31 protein-coding genes are annotated in these 19262 nt (G+C 37.2%); all 31 read right to left on the bottom strand.

Annotation, left to right across the window (positions count from 1 at the left end):
* Window positions 1-2: 2 nt before the first annotated feature.
* The gene (locus tag DN064_RS13765; protein WP_115463239.1) at window positions 3-914 is read right to left on the bottom strand and encodes a dimethylarginine dimethylaminohydrolase family protein; all 912 of its coding nucleotides are present in this window, start codon (window positions 912-914) and stop codon (window positions 3-5) included.
* Between the two features lie 45 nt (window positions 915-959).
* Entirely contained in the window at window positions 960-2246 is a 1287-nt protein-coding gene (locus tag DN064_RS13760; protein WP_115463238.1) for a citrate synthase, read from the bottom strand.
* Between the two features lie 162 nt (window positions 2247-2408).
* Window positions 2409-3950 carry a glycogen synthase gene (locus tag DN064_RS13755; RefSeq protein ID WP_115463237.1) on the bottom strand — a complete coding sequence of 514 codons (1542 nt, stop codon included), beginning with the start codon at window positions 3948-3950 and terminating at the stop codon, window positions 2409-2411.
* 157 nt (window positions 3951-4107) lie between these two features.
* Window positions 4108-5397, bottom strand: a complete 1290-nt coding sequence (gene eno, locus DN064_RS13750; protein ID WP_115463236.1) for a phosphopyruvate hydratase — start codon at window positions 5395-5397, stop codon at window positions 4108-4110.
* Window positions 5398-5549: 152 nt separating this feature from the next.
* On the bottom strand, window positions 5550-6653 hold the full coding sequence (gene carA, locus DN064_RS13745) for a glutamine-hydrolyzing carbamoyl-phosphate synthase small subunit (RefSeq protein WP_115463235.1): 1104 nt from the start codon (window positions 6651-6653) through the stop codon (window positions 5550-5552).
* A 116-nt stretch (window positions 6654-6769) separates the two neighbouring features.
* Window positions 6770-7243: a 50S ribosomal protein L17 gene (gene rplQ, locus DN064_RS13740; RefSeq protein ID WP_115463234.1), complete on the bottom strand. Its 474-nt coding sequence runs from the start codon at window positions 7241-7243 to the stop codon at window positions 6770-6772.
* A gap of 69 nt (window positions 7244-7312) precedes the next feature.
* A complete protein-coding gene (locus DN064_RS13735) occupies window positions 7313-8305 on the bottom strand; it encodes a DNA-directed RNA polymerase subunit alpha (protein ID WP_115463233.1) in 993 nt (330 codons plus the stop codon).
* A gap of 94 nt (window positions 8306-8399) precedes the next feature.
* Window positions 8400-9005 carry a 30S ribosomal protein S4 gene (gene rpsD, locus DN064_RS13730; RefSeq protein WP_115463232.1) on the bottom strand — a complete coding sequence of 202 codons (606 nt, stop codon included), beginning with the start codon at window positions 9003-9005 and terminating at the stop codon, window positions 8400-8402.
* Between the two features lie 89 nt (window positions 9006-9094).
* A complete protein-coding gene (rpsK, locus tag DN064_RS13725) occupies window positions 9095-9478 on the bottom strand; it encodes a 30S ribosomal protein S11 (RefSeq protein ID WP_115463231.1) in 384 nt (127 codons plus the stop codon).
* Window positions 9479-9584: 106 nt separating this feature from the next.
* A complete protein-coding gene (gene rpsM / locus DN064_RS13720) occupies window positions 9585-9959 on the bottom strand; it encodes a 30S ribosomal protein S13 (RefSeq protein ID WP_115463230.1) in 375 nt (124 codons plus the stop codon).
* Window positions 9960-9961: 2 nt separating this feature from the next.
* Complete coding sequence (ykgO, locus tag DN064_RS13715; RefSeq protein ID WP_008269159.1) at window positions 9962-10078, bottom strand: type B 50S ribosomal protein L36; 117 nt, start codon at window positions 10076-10078, stop codon at window positions 9962-9964.
* Window positions 10079-10100: 22 nt separating this feature from the next.
* Window positions 10101-10316 (bottom strand): translation initiation factor IF-1, encoded by a 216-nt coding sequence (gene infA, locus DN064_RS13710; RefSeq protein ID WP_007094967.1) that lies wholly within the window; start codon window positions 10314-10316, stop codon window positions 10101-10103.
* 9 nt (window positions 10317-10325) lie between these two features.
* Entirely contained in the window at window positions 10326-11678 is a 1353-nt protein-coding gene (gene secY, locus DN064_RS13705; protein ID WP_115463229.1) for a preprotein translocase subunit SecY, read from the bottom strand.
* Between the two features lie 12 nt (window positions 11679-11690).
* Window positions 11691-12143 carry a 50S ribosomal protein L15 gene (gene rplO / locus DN064_RS13700; RefSeq protein WP_115463228.1) on the bottom strand — a complete coding sequence of 151 codons (453 nt, stop codon included), beginning with the start codon at window positions 12141-12143 and terminating at the stop codon, window positions 11691-11693.
* A 13-nt stretch (window positions 12144-12156) separates the two neighbouring features.
* Window positions 12157-12339, bottom strand: coding sequence for a 50S ribosomal protein L30 (rpmD, locus tag DN064_RS13695; protein WP_115463227.1), 183 nt, complete (start codon window positions 12337-12339; stop codon window positions 12157-12159).
* An 11-nt stretch (window positions 12340-12350) separates the two neighbouring features.
* Window positions 12351-12875 carry a 30S ribosomal protein S5 gene (gene rpsE, locus DN064_RS13690; RefSeq protein WP_115463226.1) on the bottom strand — a complete coding sequence of 175 codons (525 nt, stop codon included), beginning with the start codon at window positions 12873-12875 and terminating at the stop codon, window positions 12351-12353.
* A 6-nt stretch (window positions 12876-12881) separates the two neighbouring features.
* On the bottom strand, window positions 12882-13238 hold the full coding sequence (gene rplR, locus DN064_RS13685) for a 50S ribosomal protein L18 (protein WP_115463225.1): 357 nt from the start codon (window positions 13236-13238) through the stop codon (window positions 12882-12884).
* Window positions 13239-13248: 10 nt separating this feature from the next.
* Window positions 13249-13791, bottom strand: coding sequence for a 50S ribosomal protein L6 (gene rplF, locus DN064_RS13680; RefSeq protein WP_115463224.1), 543 nt, complete (start codon window positions 13789-13791; stop codon window positions 13249-13251).
* A 12-nt stretch (window positions 13792-13803) separates the two neighbouring features.
* Window positions 13804-14202, bottom strand: a complete 399-nt coding sequence (gene rpsH / locus DN064_RS13675; RefSeq protein WP_115463223.1) for a 30S ribosomal protein S8 — start codon at window positions 14200-14202, stop codon at window positions 13804-13806.
* Window positions 14203-14267: 65 nt separating this feature from the next.
* The gene (gene rpsN / locus DN064_RS13670; protein ID WP_115463222.1) at window positions 14268-14537 is read right to left on the bottom strand and encodes a 30S ribosomal protein S14; all 270 of its coding nucleotides are present in this window, start codon (window positions 14535-14537) and stop codon (window positions 14268-14270) included.
* Between the two features lies 1 nt (window position 14538).
* Window positions 14539-15090 (bottom strand): 50S ribosomal protein L5, encoded by a 552-nt coding sequence (rplE, locus tag DN064_RS13665; RefSeq protein ID WP_115463221.1) that lies wholly within the window; start codon window positions 15088-15090, stop codon window positions 14539-14541.
* A 2-nt stretch (window positions 15091-15092) separates the two neighbouring features.
* A complete protein-coding gene (gene rplX / locus DN064_RS13660) occupies window positions 15093-15404 on the bottom strand; it encodes a 50S ribosomal protein L24 (RefSeq protein ID WP_115463288.1) in 312 nt (103 codons plus the stop codon).
* A gap of 11 nt (window positions 15405-15415) precedes the next feature.
* The gene (gene rplN / locus DN064_RS13655; RefSeq protein WP_115463220.1) at window positions 15416-15784 is read right to left on the bottom strand and encodes a 50S ribosomal protein L14; all 369 of its coding nucleotides are present in this window, start codon (window positions 15782-15784) and stop codon (window positions 15416-15418) included.
* Window positions 15785-15786: 2 nt separating this feature from the next.
* Window positions 15787-16044 carry a 30S ribosomal protein S17 gene (gene rpsQ / locus DN064_RS13650; RefSeq protein ID WP_053991431.1) on the bottom strand — a complete coding sequence of 86 codons (258 nt, stop codon included), beginning with the start codon at window positions 16042-16044 and terminating at the stop codon, window positions 15787-15789.
* Window positions 16045-16060: 16 nt separating this feature from the next.
* Window positions 16061-16252, bottom strand: coding sequence for a 50S ribosomal protein L29 (gene rpmC / locus DN064_RS13645; protein WP_115463219.1), 192 nt, complete (start codon window positions 16250-16252; stop codon window positions 16061-16063).
* A gap of 13 nt (window positions 16253-16265) precedes the next feature.
* Complete coding sequence (gene rplP / locus DN064_RS13640; protein ID WP_115463218.1) at window positions 16266-16685, bottom strand: 50S ribosomal protein L16; 420 nt, start codon at window positions 16683-16685, stop codon at window positions 16266-16268.
* A 20-nt stretch (window positions 16686-16705) separates the two neighbouring features.
* Complete coding sequence (rpsC, locus tag DN064_RS13635; protein ID WP_115463217.1) at window positions 16706-17416, bottom strand: 30S ribosomal protein S3; 711 nt, start codon at window positions 17414-17416, stop codon at window positions 16706-16708.
* Window positions 17417-17425: 9 nt separating this feature from the next.
* Complete coding sequence (rplV, locus tag DN064_RS13630) at window positions 17426-17833, bottom strand: 50S ribosomal protein L22 (protein WP_115463216.1); 408 nt, start codon at window positions 17831-17833, stop codon at window positions 17426-17428.
* 5 nt (window positions 17834-17838) lie between these two features.
* The gene (gene rpsS / locus DN064_RS13625; protein ID WP_115463215.1) at window positions 17839-18117 is read right to left on the bottom strand and encodes a 30S ribosomal protein S19; all 279 of its coding nucleotides are present in this window, start codon (window positions 18115-18117) and stop codon (window positions 17839-17841) included.
* Window positions 18118-18127: 10 nt separating this feature from the next.
* On the bottom strand, window positions 18128-18955 hold the full coding sequence (gene rplB, locus DN064_RS13620) for a 50S ribosomal protein L2 (RefSeq protein ID WP_115463214.1): 828 nt from the start codon (window positions 18953-18955) through the stop codon (window positions 18128-18130).
* A gap of 10 nt (window positions 18956-18965) precedes the next feature.
* Window positions 18966-19256: a 50S ribosomal protein L23 gene (gene rplW, locus DN064_RS13615; RefSeq protein ID WP_115463213.1), complete on the bottom strand. Its 291-nt coding sequence runs from the start codon at window positions 19254-19256 to the stop codon at window positions 18966-18968.
* Window positions 19257-19262: the final 6 nt, after the last annotated feature.

The following is a 19262-nucleotide window of genomic DNA, read 5'->3' as shown; positions in this document are numbered from 1 at the left end:
TTTTAATCCCTAATCAAGGGCATAGTCGAGCACCTTAAAAGCCCTTCTTGTTTTGCAATTTCAGAATACTTAACTTCTTCTACCTTTATAGAACAATCTCTTAACCAATTATTTAACCTGGTAAAATTTCTTTCAGAAATAACCACGTCTTCTGAAATTGAAAATACATTACTGTACATATCGTACATTTCGTCCTTTGTGATTTCAAATATATTTTCCTTTCCAAAGAAATTCACCAGCCATTGATATTCCTCTTCTACAAGAAATCCATTCTTATGAAGGATGGCTTTATCTTTTCCAACAGGTTGAAAACAACAATCCAGGTGTAGGGCATTTTCCTTGGGATTGGTATTATGCTTGCGTAGTTCAAAAGACTTGACAATCTTATTAGGAAAAAGCTCCCGAATCGCCGCCACTGCCGCCATATTAGTGCGGGCCGTGATATATGATGAATAATCAGATCCCGAATATGTTCCTATAAAAATATAATCATTCCATGGCATCACATCACCACCCTCTACGTGACACTCGTCGGGTAGAATAATACGATTGGCTTTATCGACATTTATCCAGACATATTCTGTGGCCTCGACCTCTCGTTTGCGGTCTGGCAAAATATTAGCAATAATAATCTTGTTGTCAATTACAAATGAAATATCTCTTGCAAAAATCTGATTGTAATTCTCCAGAACTTCGGGTCTGTAAACGGTAACATCGTATTTTTTCAACACTTCAGCTACTCCTTCCATTTCCAGAATCATATCGTTCTCTTTTGGGTAAGTTCCCGCAATGACGTGCTCCCGACTTTTTGGATCGTAACATTCCTCTACACTAGGTGTAGGTCCATTACTCTTAGCTGTACCAAGAATTACCGCTCTTAAACGCGATGTTTCATTTGTAATATTTAATTCCATGAAATAAATAGAAAAAGCTTCATTGGTATGATGAAGCTTTGCTGATTATCTTTCGCTAAGTGATTTAAATGGTCTATATGTTTCACCAACATATAATTGCCTTGGACGACCAATTGGTTCTTTTCTTAGTCGCATTTCTCTCCACTGGGCTATCCATCCTGGTAAACGCCCTAATGCAAACATAACGGTGAACATTTCAACTGGTATCCCCATAGCTCTATAGATGATACCAGAATAAAAGTCAACATTTGGATAGAGCTTTCTGTCCACAAAATACTGATCTTCTAAAGCCTCTTTCTCTAGCCCTTTGGCAACATCTAAAATTGGATCCTCAATCCCAAGATCACCTAAAACTTCATCCGCCGCCTTTTTTATAATTCTAGCTCTTGGATCGAAATTTTTATAAACTCTATGTCCAAAGCCCATCAATCTAAACGGATCTTCTTTATCCTTTGCTTTTGCCATATACTTCTTAGTGTCACCACCATCTTCCTTAATAGCTTCAAGCATTTCTAATACGGCTTGATTAGCTCCTCCATGCAATGGACCCCAAAGTGCCGAAATTCCAGCTGAAAGGGAAACAAATAAACCTGCATGTGATGAACCTGTGATTCTTACTGTTGACGCCGAACAATTTTGCTCATGGTCAGCATGAAGGATTAACAGTTTGTTTAAAGCATCTATCAAAACTGGGTTTTGTTCGTATTCGCTATTAGGACTCTTAAACATCATTTTAAGCACGTTCTCAACATAGCTTAGATTGTCATCTCCATAAATTAGTGGAAGCCCTTGCTTTTTTCGCATGGTCCATGCCACTAGTACAGGAAACTTACCGAGAATTTTAACTATGGCATTATACATCTCATCATTATTACGAACGTCAACAGTAGATGGATTAAATGCAGTTAAAGCACTGGTCAATGACGATAATACTCCCATTGGATGGGCCGCCTTTGGAAAAGCATCAATGATTTTTTTAACATCCTCATCAACAACAGCATGTGACTTAATATCTGTATAGAACTTGTCCAGTTCTTCACCAGTTGGTAATTCTCCAAAAATCAAAAGATAAGCCACTTCTAGAAAGCTTGCCTTTTCAGCGAGTTCCTCTATTGAATAACCGCGATACCTTAAAATACCCTTTTCACCATCTAAGAATGTAATTGCACTCTCACAACTACCCGTATTTTTATATCCAGGATCAATAGTAATGGCACCTCCAGTAGACGATCTCAGCGCCTTAATATCAATTGCAACCTCATTTTCAGTTCCTTTGATAAGAGGCAATTCATGCTTATTTCCATCGATTTCTACTATAGCTTTGTCTGACATTTAATAATTGATTTTTTGATTCTAAAAAAGGTACGCGAATTTACGAAAACTATAACGATTTCGAAAGTAGAATTAACATGGATTTGGTAAATTGAAATAGCTATTCTATTAGAATGAACGGAATTTTAACACGTATTTTCTTACTGATGTCATCTCTTTGTATCACGAGTCAATCAGGTAAAGACTTTTGTAGTATTCCTCCACCGATTTACTCCAAGTAAATCGTTGTTTTTTCGCGGATTTTTTAACACTTTTCCACTGTTTCGGGTCATTAAAAAATAAGTCCAATACTTTGGTGAATGAATTAATAAAATCAACACCCTTTTCTTCTAGGTTATTTCCTTTAAAATGAAATCCTGTTTCTTGATCTTCCACGGTATCTATGAGACCACCTGTAGCATGTACCAGGCAAGGCTGACCATTACGCATTGCCAGCATTTGACTAATACCGCAGGGTTCAAATAGACTTGGCATCAAATACAAATCTGATTCAGTATAAATTGAATCTATTACCTCCTCTGACTGGCCATTAAAGAACACCAGATTCTTATGTTCTCTACTGATATTGCGAAGTAGTTCTTCATATTCCGGAGCACCTGTCCCAAGAACCACATAAATTCCATTGCGTTCTTTCAATAGATCAAGTATCTCAATTAAAATTTGAGGATTCTGTTTAAAAATGTAGAACTTCTGTTCCGTTAACCTGGCGACACTGGCACAAACAAAGTTGGGCTTGTCCTTCATTAAATCGGCTATTTTTTCGCCTGTATGTATGAGAAACTCATACTTGTATTCCTTGTCAGGTTTCTGAAGCCATTTAAAAATGGCCTGAACAGCATTTGAATAGAAGGCACCTCTTTTAGCCTTATTAATGTTCTTATAATTACAACCATTAAGGATTCCAAATAATCTTCCTTGCCCGTTCGCTTCTATTAAATCCCGCTCTAGTCCTTCTCCACCGACAAAATTTGGGAAATCACTTGGTTTCTGAATATCCTCCATATAAGATGGAGATACCGTATGAACAGCATCTGCTAATCTAATTCCAACAGACATAAGATTAATACAATCCAAATACCTGTGATCCTGGATATCAGCATCCACTAATTCGAGTTCTGGATAGAATGCTTGTATAGACGCATAATTATCCCGTAAGGGACGAATACCTTGAATTGCCAGATTATGTATAGAATAGACCATTGTTATATTCTTAAGACGGCCAAAATCAGGATGATATGACCTTAAAAAGAGAATAAGACTGGTATGCCAATCATGCAAATGAACAATGTCCAGGATACCAAAAACTTCATCCTTAATAGCCTGCGAAACGGCAGTACAGAATAAAGAAAACATACAGGAATCTGTAAAAAATGGCTGATCCTCATCATTAAAATAAATATCGGCTATGTTCCCTGACTCAATATCGTCATGATGAATTACATAGTGTGTCAGTCCCTCAAACTCCTTTTTGGGCGGCACTCTATATAATTCAAGAATTGTAGTCTTACCACGATAGTTAATTTTAATTTCTGAGATTACGCTACCATTCTTATGAAGTCTGCTATAAGATGGGGTGACAACATGAACGGTATCTCCCTTTTCTGCAATAACTCTGGGTACATCTCTAACAACATCTCCCATGCCACCAGCCTTGCAATTTGGAATACCGTCATTTTCTGCACATACGAATAAGAAATTGGCCATAGTCTAATTCTCAGTTTGAATATTTAAGCCTCGAAATTAACCAATTAGAACATATGAATACCGCAATGTTCTTTAAATTGAGGTTAATATTTATTTCAATTACAATAACTAAAAAAGCCCTCTTAGCAGAGGGCTTCTTATTTGGATATAATATCCATTAGTTAATTTTAAATGCTTTCTCTTTTGGATAGTAAGCAACATCAGCCAATTCTTCTTCAATTCGAAGTAACTGATTGTATTTTGCCATACGATCACTTCTGGAAGCTGAACCGGTTTTAATTTGACCCGTATTCAGCGCAACAGCTAGATCAGCAATTGTATTATCTTCTGTTTCGCCAGATCTATGAGACATCACGCAAGTATATCCTGCATTCTTAGCCATATTAACCGCTGCAATTGTTTCGGTCAATGATCCAATCTGGTTTACTTTGATAAGGATTGAATTACCCACACCGGTATTAATTCCTCTTTCTAAACGTTCAACATTAGTTACAAATAAATCGTCACCAACCAATTGAACTTTATCCCCTATTAAACTTGTTAAGTACTGCCATCCTTCCCAATCATTCTCATCCAATCCATCCTCTATTGAAATTATTGGATACTTTGAAGCTAGTTCTGCCAAATAATCGGATTGTTCTTTACTACTGCGTACTGCGCCTGATTCTCCTTCAAAAATGGTATAATCGTATTTTCCATCCTTATAGAATTCTGCTGAAGCACAGTCTAAGGCAATCATAACTTCATCTCCAAACTTATAGCCCGCTTTTTCAACTGCTTTACCAATGGTATCAAGTGCATCTTCTGTTCCGTCTAAAGTAGGAGCAAATCCTCCCTCATCACCTACAGCAGTACTTAAGTTTCTATCGTGAAGAATCTTCTTAAGGTTATGGAATATTTCGGTTCCCATTTGCATAGCATGGGTAAAGGATTCTGCTTTAACAGGCATGATCATGAATTCCTGAAAGGCAATTGGAGCATCTGAGTGCGATCCACCATTAATGATATTCATCATAGGAACGGGAAGTGTGTTAGCAGACACACCTCCTACGTAGCGATAAAGTGGCTGACCCAATTCATTTGCAGCCGCTTTAGCTACTGCCAAAGATACACCCAATATGGCGTTAGCACCTAACTTCGATTTATTTGGGGTTCCGTCAAGATCAATCATAATCTGGTCAATCAGGTTCTGTTCAAATACAGAAACACCCAATAATTCCTGAGCAATTATGGCATTGACATTCTCAACTGCCTTTAAAACACCCTTCCCCATATAGGTATCACCACCATCTCTAAGTTCTACAGCCTCATGTTCTCCTGTAGATGCACCAGATGGAACCGCTGCTCTACCCATTACACCATTTTCTGTGATGACATCAACTTCTACAGTTGGATTTCCACGGGAATCTAAAATTTGTCTCGCATGGACGTTAATTATAATGCTCATAATGATTGTTTTAATCGTTTTTATTCACTCAAAATTACGAAAATATGAAACTCGTAAAACTAGCATTTATCATATTTACGATTAATATTTACGATAATGTTTTCGGAACGAAAAAACCGCAACAGAATCGAAATTTTGTTGCGGTTTTTTTACTAGTTTTTACTGATATTCTCTATAAACTGATCAAACAAGTACATAGAGTCATGAGGCCCAGGGCTTGCCTCAGGGTGGTATTGAACTGAAAAACAGTTTTTGTCTTTAATTCGTATACCTGCAACAGTGTCATCATTTAAATGAAGATGTGTAATTTCTACATTAGGGTTGGCTTCAGTTTCGTCACGATTAATGGCGAAACCATGGTTTTGTGAAGTGATCTCACCTTTTCCACTTAAGAGGTTCTTTACCGGATGATTGATACCTCTATGACCATTGTGCATCTTATAAGTAGAAATACCATTTGCTAAGGCTATAACCTGATGCCCTAGGCAAATTCCAAATAATGGTAGATCGCGTTTTAGTACTTCTTTAGCCAGTTCCTGTGCCTCTACCAATGGTTCTGGATCACCAGGTCCATTGGATAAAAAGTAACCGTCAGGATTAAATGCTTCTAGCTCTTCAAATTTAGCATTGTATGGAAACACCTTTATATAAGCTCCACGCTTAGCGAGGTTTCTTAGAATGTTCTTTTTAATTCCAATGTCTAAGGCTGCAATTTTATACTGAGCACTTTCTTCACCATAATAATAAGGTTCTGTTGTAGACACCTGAGAAGCTAATTCCAATCCATTCATGGATGGGACTTCTGCTAATTGTTTTTTTAAGCCTTCAATATTATCAACCTCGGTTGAGATAACGGCGTTCATTGCACCATTTTCTCTAATGTAACTCACCAAAGCTCTAGTGTCTACATCTGAGATGACCATCTTATTATGTCTTTCAAAAAAGGACTGCAATGATTCATCGGCAGCAGGTCTGGAATATTCGAAACTAAAGTTTCTACAAATTAATCCAGCTATTTTAATATCATCAGATTCTACTTCATCGTTGGCTGCTCCATAGTTTCCTATGTGCGCATTTGTAGTCACCATTAATTGTCCATAATAGGAAGGATCTGTAAATATCTCCTGGTATCCTGTAGTCCCCGTATTGAAACAAACCTCCCCAAAAGATGTTCCTTCCATACCAATTGATTTTCCATAAAAAATGGTTCCATCTGCTAAAAGAACCAAGGCTTTTTTTCTTTGCGTATACTTCATTAGAGCAACTATATTATTTGATTAAGATGGGTGGGCATTTTAGCCACACAAAAATCCAAAAAAAAGGGATAAACTTAAAAAGCTTACCCCTTATATTTATCAATGCTTATTAACATTTATTCTTCTTCGTTAGAAGCGTTAGTTTCTGGTACGACAGCTGTTGCAGCTTTCTTACCTCCTCTTCTACTTCTTCTCGTTGTTTTCTTAGCAGGCTTACCGGCATTGTAAAGCTCGTTGTAATCTACAAGCTCAATCATGGCCATATCAGCATTATCACCAAGTCTGTTACCAAGTTTTATGATACGTGTGTATCCACCTGGTCTGTCACCAACTTTTACAGCCACATCCCTGAACAATTCAGTTACTGCATCTTTTTGTCTTAATCTAGACATTACAACACGTCTGTTGTGAGTAGTATCTTCTTTAGACTTTGTAATAATTGGTTCTACAAATTGCTTAAGAGCTTTGGCCTTAGCCACGGTAGTATTGATACGCTTGTGCTCAATTAATGAACAAGCCATATTAGCTAACATAGCTTTTCTATGCGCTGTCTTTCTACCTAAGTGATTGAATTTTTTTCCGTGTCTCATGACATTCTTTTAAGTAACCATCTTGCTTCCAGATTCTAACAACAGTTAGAAGAGCAAACTATGGTTAAGTTAATCCTTATCTAATTTATATTTACTTAAGTCCATTCCGAAATTAAGACCCTTTACACTAACAAGCTCTTCAAGCTCAGTTAAGGACTTCTTACCGAAGTTTCTGAATTTCATTAAGTCATTTTTGTTAAATGAAACTAAGTCACCTAAAGTATCAACTTCAGCAGCTTTAAGACAGTTTAAGGCTCTTACAGAAAGATCCATGTCTACAAGCTTTGTTTTAAGAAGTTGTCTCATATGTAATGACTCTTCATCATATGTTTCAGTCTGTGCAATCTCATCTGCTTCTAATGTAATACGCTCATCAGAGAATAACATAAAGTGGTGGATCAGGATCTTGGCTGCTTCTGTTAAGGCATCTTTAGGATTGATTGACCCATCAGTGATGATTTCAAAAACTAATTTTTCATAGTCAGTTTTTTGTTCAACACGAAAATTCTCAATGCTGTATTTTACATTCTTGATTGGAGTGTAAATTGAATCTGTAAAGATGGTTCCAACTGGTGCTGAAGATTTTTTGTTTTCTTCAGCAGGAACATAACCTCTACCTTTCTCAATAGTTAACTCCATATTGATGTTAACTTTAGGATCAAGATTACAGATTACCAAGTCTGTGTTTAACACCTGGAATCCTGAAATAAACTTCTGGAAATCACCAGCAGTAATTTGATCCTGACCTGAGATAGAAATAGTTACTGTCTCGTTATCAATCTCATCAATTTGACGCTTAAAGTTCACTTGCTTTAAATTCAAGATCATCTCTGTAACGTCTTCAACAACACCAGAAATTGTAGAAAACTCATGATCTACTCCTTCTATTCTAACAGATGTTATTGCAAAGCCTTCTAAAGAAGATAACAACACACGTCTAAGTGCATTACCAACTGTTAATCCATATCCTGGTTCTAATGGTCTGAATTCGAATTTACCTTCGAAATCAGTAGAATCAATCATGATTACTTTATCAGGTTTCTGAAAATTTAATATTGCCATTTTTTTCTTCGTTTTAATTGTTATCTGGTTGCGCGGTTTAAAAGTTTGAAGAAGACTTTAAACCCTTTGGCCAAATACCAATGTGATTAATTTATTATTTAGAATACAATTCAACGATGAACTGCTCGTTGATCTGCTCAGGAATTTGAATACGTGCAGGAACAGATACATAAGTACCTTCCATAGTATCGTTATTCCACGTAATCCACTCATAAACCTGGCTTGCATTTGCCAATGAATTCTGGATAACTTCAAGAGACTTAGATTTTTCTCTTACAGCAACAACATCACCTGCCTTTAATTGGTAAGAAGGAACATTTACTTTCTTTCCATTTACTGTAATGTGTCTGTGAGATACTAATTGTCTTGCAGCACTTCTAGAAGGAGCAATTCCCATTCTAAACACTACATTGTCTAATCTAGACTCACAAAGTTGAAGTAATACCTCACCAGTAATTCCTTGTGCAGCGGTAGCTTTCTTAAACATGTTTCTAAACTGACGCTCTAATACACCGTACGTATATTTAGCTTTCTGCTTTTCCATTAACTGGATAGCATATTCAGATTTTTTACCACGTCTACGGTTGTTACCGTGTTGACCAGGAGGGTAGTTTCTTTTTTCGAAAGATTTATCTTCTCCGAAGATAGGTTGCCCGAACTTACGAGCGATTTTAGTTTTTGGACCAGTATATCTTGCCATTTTAAATTGTTATTGAGAGGTTCTTTTAAATTAAGGTCTATATCTTATCCTTTAAAAGATGGATTCCCCTCGGTTGATACTTAATTAAATTAAACTCTTCTACGTTTTGGAGGACGGCATCCGTTATGTGGTAGTGGAGTTACATCGATGATCTCTGTAACTTCAATTCCTGAATTATGGATAGATCTGATAGCAGATTCTCTTCCGTTTCCAGGACCCTTAACATAAACTTTTACCTTTTTTAATCCAGCCTCTTTAGCAACACCAGCTGCATCTTCAGCTGCCAATTGTGCTGCATATGGAGTATTTTTCTTAGATCCTCTAAAGCCCATTTTACCGGCTGATGACCATGAAATAACATCTCCTTTTTTGTTTGTTAAAGAAACGATGATGTTGTTAAAAGATGCGGCGATGTGCGCTTCTCCAACTGCATCAACAATTACTTTACGTTTTTTAGTACTTGACTTTGCCATATTACTTTAGTTTCTAGTTGTTAGTTTTAGTTATTAGAATCCTAAACATTTCTATTTCAAACAGATTCATCTAACTTCTAAACACTAATTGACTAACGTCTATCTTTTATTTAGTTGCTTTTTTCTTGTTTGCTACGGTTTTTCTTCTTCCTTTACGTGTTCTTGAGTTGTTTTTAGTTCTCTGACCACGTAATGGTAAACCAGCTCTATGACGGATTCCTCTGTAACAACCAATATCCATCAAACGCTTGATGTTTAATTGTGTTTCAGAACGTAATTCACCCTCGATTGTGTATGAACCTACAGCTTCACGGATTGCCCCGATTTCAGCGTCAGTCCAATCTTGAACCTTAGTGCTTTCGTCAACTTTTGCAGTGGCTAAAATTTCTTTAGCTCTACTTCTACCTATACCAAAAATATAGGTTAAAGAAACTACACCTCTTTTGTGCTTTGGAATGTCTACACCTGCTATTCTTGCCATAATTACCCTTGTCTTTGTTTGAACCTTGGATTCTTTTTATTAATTACGTAAAGTCTACCCTTACGACGTACCAACTTACAATCGGCACTTCTCTTCTTAACTGATGCTCTTACTTTCATCTGTCTAAATTTTTAAATACTACTAGTATCTATAAGTTATACGAGCCTTCGTTAGATCGTAAGGACTCATTTCTAATTTTACTTTATCACCTGGTAATAATTTAATGTAATGCATACGCATTTTACCAGATATGTGTGCTGTCACAATGTGACCATTCTCTAATTCTACACGGAACATGGCATTAGATAATGCCTCTATTATCGTCCCGTCTTGCTCTATTGCTGCTTGTTTTGCCATAGTATATGCTTAAGCTACTGCTTTTCTATTTTTACCAGATTTCATCAAGCCGTCATAATGCTTATTTAACAAGTATGAATTTACCTGCTGCATAGTGTCGATAGCCACACCTACCATAATTAATAGTGATGTCCCACCAAAGAACAAGGCCCATCCCTGTTGTACATTCATAAGCTTAACAATAAAGGCAGGAAATACTGCAATTAATGCTAAGAATATAGACCCAGGTAATGTGATATAAGACATGATCTTATCTAAATATTCTGATGTTTCAGAACCAGGTCTGATTCCTGGAATAAAACCACCGCTTCTCTTAAGATCATCAGCCATTTTATTAGTAGGAACAGTGATTGCCGTATAGAAATATGTAAATATGATAATCAACAAGGCAAAAACTAAGTTGTACCAGAAACCAAAAATATCAGAGAAATTAGCCTGCATCCACTGACCAGCACCTGTATCTTTCATTAAAGACGAACCACCTATCAAGCTTGGCACAAACATAATTGCCTGAGCAAAGATGATTGGCATTACACCAGAGGCGTTTAACTTTAATGGCAAGAATTGACGCGATCCAAATACATTGCGCTCATAACCACCAGAAGCAGTTCTTCTTGCATATTGTACTGGTATCTTACGCACTGCCATTACCAATAATACTGAAGCCAAGATGATTAAGAACCAGATAACTAGTTCTATTAAAATCATCATGAAACCACCATTACCAGCACCTTCTAATCTAGAAGCAGAATTCAACAAGAATGCCTGAGGCAATGTAGCGATGATACCTACCATAATTAATAAAGAGATACCATTACCAATACCCTTATCAGTAATCTTCTCACCCAACCACATCGCGAAAATACAGCCTGTTACCAGGATTACAATTGATGAAAAGTAAAACAATCCACCTGTTCCTAATAAGAAGGCACTTTGAGGAATACCTAAAGATGGTAAACTAGCCAAATAACCTGGTGCCTGCACCAAACAAATTGCTATTGTTAACCAACGTGTGATCTGGGTTATTTTTTTACGTCCACTTTCACCTTCCTTTTGTAGCTTCTGTAAATAAGGAATAGCAATACCCATTAACTGCACTACAATTGAGGCAGAAATGTACGGCATAATTCCTAAAGCAAATACAGAGGCATTGGCAAAGGCACCGCCAGTAAAGGCATTTAATAAACCAAGTATACCACCATCAGTGCTATCTTGTAAACCACCTAACTGACTGGCATCAATACCAGGAAGTACTACTTGAGCACCAAAACGATAAACCAATAACATTCCTAAGGTTAGTATAATTCTATCCTTTAGTTCTGTTATCTTCCAAACGTTTTTTAATGTTTCAATTAATTTCATGGGCGCAATATCTTATAAAGTTACAGCCTCACCACCAGCAGCTTCGATTGCAGCCTTAGCAGAAGCGGTAAATTTATGAGCAGTTACATTTAATTTAGACGTTAATTCTCCTCTACCTAGAATCTTTACAAGATCGTTCTTGCCTGCAAGACCTAAATCAACAAGAGTATTAAAATCTACTGTGTCTTTTATCTTTTTATCATCCACCAATTGTTGTAGGGTGTCTAAGTTGACTCCTTGATATTCTACTCTATTGATGTTTTTAAAACCGTATTTAGGAACACGTCTTTGAAGTGGCATTTGACCTCCTTCAAACCCTAATTTCTTAGAATAACCTGAACGAGACTTTGCCCCTTTGTGACCTCTGGTAGCGGTACCACCTTTACCAGATCCTTGTCCACGACCAACGCGTTTTCCCTGACTTTTTACTGAACCTTCTGCAGGTTTTAAATTACTTAAATCCATTATCTTTTAAGTATTATTTTGTTTCCTCTACAGAAACTAAATGTTCAACTTTTCTAACCATTCCAAGGATGTTTGGAGTCGCATCATGCTCAACAACCTGACCAATTTTCTTTAAGCCTAAAGCCTCTAAAGTTAGCTTTTGGTTTTTAGGACGATTGATAGCGCTCTTTACTTTCGTTACTTTAATCTTTCCCATTCTTCCTTGAATTATCCGTTAAATACTTTTTCTAGTGAAATACCTCTTTCTCTAGCGATTGTTTGAGCGTCTCTCAACTGTAACAACGCATCGAAAGTGGCCTTTACAACATTGTGTGGGTTAGATGAACCTTGAGACTTTGAAAGTACATCATGTACTCCAACAGCTTCTAAAACAGTTCTCACAGCACCACCAGCAATAACTCCTGTACCAGGGGCAGCAGGAATAATATTTACTCGTGCACCACCATATTTACCTTTTTGCTCGTGTGGTAAGGTTCCTTTAATGATAGGAATTCTAACTAAGTTTTTCTTAGCATCTTCTACCGCCTTAGCAATAGCAGTTGCCACATCCTTAGATTTACCTAAACCATGACCTACAACACCTGCTTCGTCACCTACAACAACAATTGCAGAGAAACCAAATGCTCTACCACCTTTAGTTACTTTAGTCACACGCTGGACACCAACTAATCGATCTTTAAGATCTAATCCGCTTGGCTTAACTAATTCTGCATTTTTATACTTCTGATACATAATTTCTTAAAATTTTAAACCAGCTTCTCTGGCGCCTTCAGCTAATGATTTTACTCTACCATGATACAGGTAACCACCTCTATCAAATGAAATAGTCTCTACCCCAGCCTTAACTGCTTTATCGCCAACAGCTTTACCTACTAACTTAGCAATCTCAGACTTGGTTCCTTTTTCTTTATTTATGTCTTTATCTCTTGAAGATGCAGCAGCAATAGTCTTACCAGTCACATCATCAACGATTTGAGCATAAATCTCTTTATTACTTCTAAAAACAGACAATCTTGGTCTTTCTGTAGTACCAGAAACAACTTTTCTAATTCTGTTTTTTATACGAGTTCTTCTTTCGTTCTTTGTTAATGCCATAACTTAATTATTAAGCTGATTTACCTGCTTTTCTTCTAATTTCTTCACCAACAAACTTCACACCTTTTCCTTTGTATGGCTCTGGCTTTCTAAATCCGCGGATTTTAGCAGCTACCTGACCTACAAGTTGCTTATCGTGTGATGTTAATTTTACTATTGGGTTCTTTCCTTTTTCACTTACTGTTTCAATTTTCACCTCAGGAGCAATGTCCATAACGATGTTGTGTGAAAATCCTAAAGCAAGATCTAATTTTTGACCCTGGTTAGAGGCTCTGTAACCTACACCAACTAATTCTAATTCTTTAGTCCATCCTTGAGACACACCGTGAATCATGTTAGCGATAAGAGCTCTATATAAACCGTGCTTAGCGCGGTGATCTTTCTTATCTGAAGGGCGACTTAATGTCACTACACCTTCTTCGATTTTAATATCGATATCTGAAAACTCTTGAGTTAACTCACCTAGTTTTCCTTTTACTACAATTGTGTTGTTGTTTACTTCAACAGTAACACCATCAGCAATTGAAATTGGATTATTACCTATTCTACTCATGACTTACAGTTTTTAGTAAACGTAACATAATAATTCACCACCAACATTGGCCTTGTTAGCTTGCTTACCTGTCATTACTCCGTGAGAAGTAGAAACAATAGCAATACCTAATCCATTAAGGATACGAGGCATTTCGTTGGCACCTGCATACTTACGTAAACCTGGTGTACTAATTCTTTGAATTTTCTTGATGACAGACTCTTTAGTGTCTTTGTTATACTTCAGGGCAATTTTAATAGTACCCTGAGCAGTTGAATCATCAAACTTGTAACTTAAAATATACCCTTGATCGAATAATATTTTAGTCATCTCCTTTTTTAAATTAGAAGCAGGAATCTCTACCACTCTGTGGTTGGCTTTCACAGCATTTCTAATTCGCGTTAAAAAATCCGCAATTGGATCTGTATACATAACTATTGATTTACGGTTTTGGTTTTTGCAGCAACTGCAAACCTAAAACCCATTACTAATTTATTTTACCAGCTCGCTTTTTTCACTCCAGGAATAAGACCTTGATTAGCCATCTCTCTGAAGGTAACACGAGAAATTCCAAACTGACGCATATAACCTTTTGGCCGTCCCGTTAATTTACAACGGTTATGCATACGGATTGGAGAAGCGTTCTTTGGTAGCTTTTGTAATGCCTCATAATCTCCAGCCTCTTTAAGGGCTTTACGCTTAGCGGCATATTTTGCTACTGTTTTTGCACGCTTCACTTCACGTGCTTTCATTGATTCTTTTGCCATATTAATTCTTTTTAAATGGTAATCCTAGTTCTGTTAAAAGCGATTTTGCTTCTTTATCAGTCTCAGCTGAAGTTACGAAGGTGATGTCCATTCCAGAGATCTTGTTGATCTTGTCAATATTGATCTCAGGGAAGATAATCTGCTCAGTAATACCTAAGTTATAATTACCTCTACCATCAAATCCGTTAGCCTTGATACCGTTAAAGTCTCTTACACGTGGTAAAGCTGAAGTAACAAGTCTATCTAAAAACTCATACATCTGCTCACCTCTTAAAGTAACTTTAGCGCCAATTGGCATTCCTTTTCTAAGCTTAAATGAAGCAACGTCTTTTTTAGAAATTGTAGCCACGGCTTTTTGTCCAGAAATCTTAGTTAATTCCTCAACTGCGTGATCAATTAATTTCTTATCAGCTACTGCAGCACCAACACCTTTAGAAATAACAATTTTCTTAAGTTTTGGAACTTGCATTACGTTCTCATATCCAAATTCGTCTGTAAGGGCCGGAACAACTTTTTCCGCATACTCCTTTTTTAATCTTGCAACGTAAGCCATAATTAAATTACTTCATTTGATTTGTTAGAAAATCTAACTTTCTTATCGCCTTCCATTCTATATCCCACTCTTGTAGTCTCACCTTTAGCTGTTAATAACGAAAGGTTTGAGATATGAATAGCTGCTTCTTTCTCAACAATTCCACCTTGAGGATTCTGAGCACTTGGCTTTGTATGGCGTTTCACCATATTAATACCCTCAACAATAGCTTTGTTCTTATCTCTTAGCACTTGTAACACCTTACCTTCAGATCCCTTGTGATCTCCAGCAATAACTTGTACAGTGTCTCCTGATTTAATTTTCAATTTTGTCATCATACTAGCTTTTAAAGCACTTCAGGTGCTAATGAAACTATTTTCATGAATTGCTTGTCACGTAACTCTCTGGCCACAGGACCAAAAACACGTGTTCCTCTCATTTCACCTTGAGGGTTCAATAAAACACAAGCGTTATCATCAAATCTAATATAAGAGCCGTCTGGTCTTCTTACTTCTTTAGCAGTTCTCACTACTACAGCAGTAGAAACAGCACCTTTCTTAACACTTCCATTTGGAGTGGCAGATTTAACTGATACTACAATTTTATCACCAACAGAGGCATAACGTTTCTTCGTACCTCCTAAGACACGGATCGTTAAAACTTCTTTAGCGCCCGTATTGTCTGCAACTTTAAGTCTTGATTCTTGTTGTACCATAATTACTTAGCTCTTTCTATAATTTCTACTAATCTCCAACACTTGGATTTACTCATAGGTCTTGTTTCCATGATCTTTACAGTATCACCAATGTTGCAGTCGTTTGTCTCGTCGTGTGCAACGTATTTCTTCGTTTTTAAAACGAATTTCCCGTACATAGGGTGTTTTACTTTTTTAACCTCAGATACAACAATTGACTTTTGCATTTTGTTGCTGGTTACTACACCAATACGTTCTTTTCTTAAATTTCTTTTTTCCATCTTTCAGCAGATACAATTATTGATCGTCTCTTTTACTTAACTCAGTAGCCATTCTTGCAACACTTCTTCTGAGGTGCTTTAATTGAATTGGATTCTCCAACGGCGAAATGGCATGAGCCATTTTAAGATCAGTATAACTCTTTTTCGTTTCACCAAGTTTTTCTTGTAACTCAGCTGTAGATAAGCTTATAATTTCAGATTGTTTCATAATAAACTACTTTTTAAGCTTCGTAATCTCTAGCTACGATAAACTTAGTTTTAACTGGAAGCTTTTGAGCTGCCAAACGCAATGCTTCTTGAGCAACGTCTAATGGCACACCACTAACTTCAAATAAAATACGACCTGGTTTTACAACAGCTGCCCAGTATTCTACCGCACCTTTACCCTTACCCATACGTACCTCAAGAGGCTTTTTAGTAATAGGCTTGTCTGGGAAAATTTTGATCCAAAGAGATCCTTCCCTTTTCATGTAACGTGTAGCGGCAACACGAGCTGCCTCAATTTGTCTTGCTGTTATAAATGAAGAGTCTAACGACTTGATTCCAAAGGTACCGTTTGACAACATATGACCTCTTCCAGAGTTACCCTTCATGCGGCCTTTCTGCTGCTTACGAAATTTTGTTCTTTTAGGCTGTAACATTTCCTTTTTGCTTTAAAAAATTACTTTCTGCGACGCATCTTGTTATTTCCGCGTCCACCTTTACCTTGTTTCTTAGAAAGGCCAACTAATGGAGATAGCTCACGCTTACCATAAACCTCACCTTTCATGATCCAAACCTTTACACCCAATCTACCGTAAGTAGTATGAGCTTCAACTAAAGCATAATCAATGTCTGCTCTGAATGTTGATAATGGAATTCTACCTTCTTTATAGTGCTCAGAACGTGCCATTTCAGCACCGTTTAAACGACCACTAATTTGAATTTTAATTCCTTCAGCATTCATACGCATTGCCGCAGCAATAGCCATCTTAATTGCACGTCTGTATGAAATTCGGCTTTCAATCTGACGAGCAACACTTGACGCTACTAAATACGCATCTAGCTCAGGTCTCTTAATTTCAAAGATGTTCAACTGAACCTCTTTGCCGGTAATTTTCTTAAGCTCTTCTTTTAACTTGTCTACCTCTTGGCCACCTTTACCAATAATGATACCAGGTCTTGCCGTAGTGATAGTAACGGTTACAAGCTTTAAAGTACGCTCGATAATTACTCTTGATACACTAGCCTTAGAAAGACGAGCGTGAACATATTTTCTAATCTTATCGTCTTCAGCAAGCTTATCTCCATAATCATTGCCACCATACCAGTTAGATTCCCATCCTCTGATAATTCCTAAACGATTTCCGATTGGATTTGTCTTCTGTCCCATATCTCTATCTTAGCTTTGTGTATTGTTTAATGAATCTACAACCATAGTTACATGGTTAGATCTTTTTCTAATTCTGTGTGCTCTTCCCTGAGGTGCCGGACGTAAACGCTTCAGCATTGTACCACCGTCAACTCTTATTTCCTTGATAAAAAGATCTGCCTCTTCAATATCAGCATCCTCATTCTTAGCTTGCCAGTTAGCTATCGCAGAAAGCAATAACTTCTCTAGTCTCTTAGAAGCTTCTTTTGGACTAAATCTTAATATCTGAAGCGCCTTATCAACTTTCTCACCTCTTACTAAATCCGCAACTAAGCGCATTTTTCTTGGCGAAGTAGGACAGTTGTTTAGCTTAGCAAAAGCAACTTGCTTCTTTTCGGCTTTAATGGCTTCTGCCATTTGTTTTTTACGACTTCCCATTGCGCTTATTTTTTACCTTTATTTTTAGCACCAGCGTGACCTCTAAACGATCGTGTTGGTGAAAATTCTCCGAGTTTGTGACCTACCATGTTCTCAGTAACATATACTGGAACAAATTGTCTTCCATTATGAACCGCAATAGTCTGTCCAACAAACTCAGGTGAGATCATTGAAGCTCTAGACCAAGTTTTGATTACGGTCTTTTTGTTAGCTGCAACATTAGCTGCAACTTTCTTTTCTAATGAATGATGGATGTATGGTCCTTTTTTTAATGAACGTGCCATAGTCTTCTAATTATTTCTTTCTGCGTTCTACGATGTACTTGTTACTAGCTTTAGTCTTAGAACGGGTTCTGTAGCCTTTAGCTGGAATTCCTTTTCTTGATCTTGGGTGTCCACCAGACGAACGGCCTTCACCACCACCCATTGGGTGATCAACTGGATTCATTACTACAGCTCTAGTTCTAGGTCTGCGTCCTAACCATCTACTCCTACCTGCCTTACCAGATACCACTAACTGGTGATCTGAATTGGAAACCACACCAATAGTAGCCATACAGCTAACTAAGATTAAACGGGTTTCACCTGAAGGCAATTTAACAGTAGCAAACTTTCCATCTCTCGCCATTAACTGTGCAAATGCACCAGCACTACGAGCCATTACAGCTCCTTGACCAGGATGTAATTCAATACAAGAAATAATTGTTCCTAATGGAATTTCACTCAATGGCATCGCATTCCCAATTTCTGGGGCAACTCCTGTTTTACCAGAAACGATTGTTTGACCAACAGTTAATCCATTTTGTGCAATTACATAACGCTTTTCACCATCTTGGTAATTTACCAAAGCGATGAACGCAGTTCTGTTTGGATCATATTCAATTGTTTTAACCTCGGCTGGAATACCAACTTTCTCGCGCTTAAAATCAATGATACGATACTTCTTTTTGTGACCACCACCTAAATAGCGCATGGTCATTCTACCTTGACTGTTTCTACCACCAGACCTTTTTTTCGGAGCAAGTAAACTTTTCTCCGGCTTGTCAGTAGTAATGGCGTCAAATCCATTAACTACTCTAAAACGCTGGGCTGATGTGATCGGCTTTAACTTTCTTACTGACATTGTTGTCTAATTACATGTTAGCGTATATATCTATAGTCTCACCTTCCGCCAGTTGTACAATCGCTTTTTTAACAGCGTTTGTTTTACCATGCTGAATACCTGTTTTTGTATAACGGGTTCTTCTATCTGGACGGACGTTTATTGTACGAACTTTTTCAACAGAAACACCATAAGCTTCTTCAACAGCTTTTTTGATTTCTACCTTGTTCGCCTTTGTATTCACCTCAAATGCGTACGCATTAAGCAACTCACTTTGCATGGTCGCTTTTTCGGTGATGATAGGTTTTATTAAGATACTCATCTCTGT

Origin of the sequence: Winogradskyella aurantiaca (assembly GCF_003362725.1) — a bacterium.
In the GTDB taxonomy this organism is placed as follows: domain Bacteria; phylum Bacteroidota; class Bacteroidia; order Flavobacteriales; family Flavobacteriaceae; genus Winogradskyella_A; species Winogradskyella_A aurantiaca.
Note: the sequence above shows the minus strand (reverse complement) of the source record. Positions and strands in the feature narration are given on the sequence as shown.

Excerpts from the sequence above, each read along its gene's own strand:
- rpsS (WP_115463215.1), bottom strand. The coding sequence starts at position 18,117 with ATGGCACGTTCATTAAAAAAAGGACCATACATCCATCATTCATTAGAA.
- rpsC (WP_115463217.1), bottom strand. The coding sequence starts at position 17,416 with ATGGGACAGAAGACAAATCCAATCGGAAATCGTTTAGGAATTATCAGA.
- rplR (WP_115463225.1), bottom strand. The coding sequence starts at position 13,238 with ATGGCATTAACAAAGAACGAAAGAAGAACTCGTATAAAAAACAGAATT.
- rpsE (WP_115463226.1), bottom strand. The coding sequence starts at position 12,875 with ATGTATCAGAAGTATAAAAATGCAGAATTAGTTAAGCCAAGCGGATTA.
- carA (WP_115463235.1), bottom strand. The coding sequence starts at position 6,653 with ATGAAGTATACGCAAAGAAAAAAAGCCTTGGTTCTTTTAGCAGATGGA.
- eno (WP_115463236.1), bottom strand. The coding sequence starts at position 5,397 with ATGAGCATTATAATTAACGTCCATGCGAGACAAATTTTAGATTCCCGT.
- rplN (WP_115463220.1), bottom strand. The coding sequence starts at position 15,784 with ATGGTACAACAAGAATCAAGACTTAAAGTTGCAGACAATACGGGCGCT.
- rpsQ (WP_053991431.1), bottom strand. The coding sequence starts at position 16,044 with ATGGAAAAAAGAAATTTAAGAAAAGAACGTATTGGTGTAGTAACCAGC.
- rplW (WP_115463213.1), bottom strand. The coding sequence starts at position 19,256 with ATGAGTATCTTAATAAAACCTATCATCACCGAAAAAGCGACCATGCAA.
- rpmD (WP_115463227.1), bottom strand. The coding sequence starts at position 12,339 with ATGGGAAAGATTAAAGTAACGAAAGTAAAGAGCGCTATCAATCGTCCT.
- rplB (WP_115463214.1), bottom strand. The coding sequence starts at position 18,955 with ATGTCAGTAAGAAAGTTAAAGCCGATCACATCAGCCCAGCGTTTTAGA.
- DN064_RS13755 (WP_115463237.1), bottom strand. The coding sequence starts at position 3,950 with ATGGCCAATTTCTTATTCGTATGTGCAGAAAATGACGGTATTCCAAAT.
- rplX (WP_115463288.1), bottom strand. The coding sequence starts at position 15,404 with ATGACAAAATTGAAAATTAAATCAGGAGACACTGTACAAGTTATTGCT.
- DN064_RS13760 (WP_115463238.1), bottom strand. The coding sequence starts at position 2,246 with ATGTCAGACAAAGCTATAGTAGAAATCGATGGAAATAAGCATGAATTG.
- rpsK (WP_115463231.1), bottom strand. The coding sequence starts at position 9,478 with ATGGCAAAGTCAAGTACTAAAAAACGTAAAGTAATTGTTGATGCAGTT.
- rpsN (WP_115463222.1), bottom strand. The coding sequence starts at position 14,537 with ATGGCAAAAGAATCAATGAAAGCACGTGAAGTGAAGCGTGCAAAAACA.
- rplQ (WP_115463234.1), bottom strand. The coding sequence starts at position 7,243 with ATGAGACACGGAAAAAAATTCAATCACTTAGGTAGAAAGACAGCGCAT.
- infA (WP_007094967.1), bottom strand. The coding sequence starts at position 10,316 with ATGGCAAAACAAGCAGCAATAGAGCAAGACGGGACGATAATAGAGGCA.
- rplP (WP_115463218.1), bottom strand. The coding sequence starts at position 16,685 with ATGTTACAGCCTAAAAGAACAAAATTTCGTAAGCAGCAGAAAGGCCGC.
- rpsM (WP_115463230.1), bottom strand. The coding sequence starts at position 9,959 with ATGGCAAGAATAGCAGGTGTAGACATTCCAAAGCACAAAAGAGGTGTA.
- rplF (WP_115463224.1), bottom strand. The coding sequence starts at position 13,791 with ATGAGTAGAATAGGTAATAATCCAATTTCAATTGCTGATGGTGTTACT.
- DN064_RS13735 (WP_115463233.1), bottom strand. The coding sequence starts at position 8,305 with ATGGCAATATTAAATTTTCAGAAACCTGATAAAGTAATCATGATTGAT.
- secY (WP_115463229.1), bottom strand. The coding sequence starts at position 11,678 with ATGAAATTAATTGAAACATTAAAAAACGTTTGGAAGATAACAGAACTA.
- rpsD (WP_115463232.1), bottom strand. The coding sequence starts at position 9,005 with ATGGCAAGATATACTGGTCCAAAAACTAAAATCGCTCGTAAGTTCGGG.
- DN064_RS13765 (WP_115463239.1), bottom strand. The coding sequence starts at position 914 with ATGGAATTAAATATTACAAATGAAACATCGCGTTTAAGAGCGGTAATT.
- rpmC (WP_115463219.1), bottom strand. The coding sequence starts at position 16,252 with ATGAAACAATCTGAAATTATAAGCTTATCTACAGCTGAGTTACAAGAA.
- rplE (WP_115463221.1), bottom strand. The coding sequence starts at position 15,090 with ATGGCTTACGTTGCAAGATTAAAAAAGGAGTATGCGGAAAAAGTTGTT.
- ykgO (WP_008269159.1), bottom strand. The coding sequence starts at position 10,078 with ATGAAAGTAAGAGCATCAGTTAAGAAGAGAAGTGCCGATTGTAAGTTG.
- rplO (WP_115463228.1), bottom strand. The coding sequence starts at position 12,143 with ATGGATTTAAGTAATTTAAAACCTGCAGAAGGTTCAGTAAAAAGTCAG.
- rplV (WP_115463216.1), bottom strand. The coding sequence starts at position 17,833 with ATGGGAAGTCGTAAAAAACAAATGGCAGAAGCCATTAAAGCCGAAAAG.
- rpsH (WP_115463223.1), bottom strand. The coding sequence starts at position 14,202 with ATGTATACAGATCCAATTGCGGATTTTTTAACGCGAATTAGAAATGCT.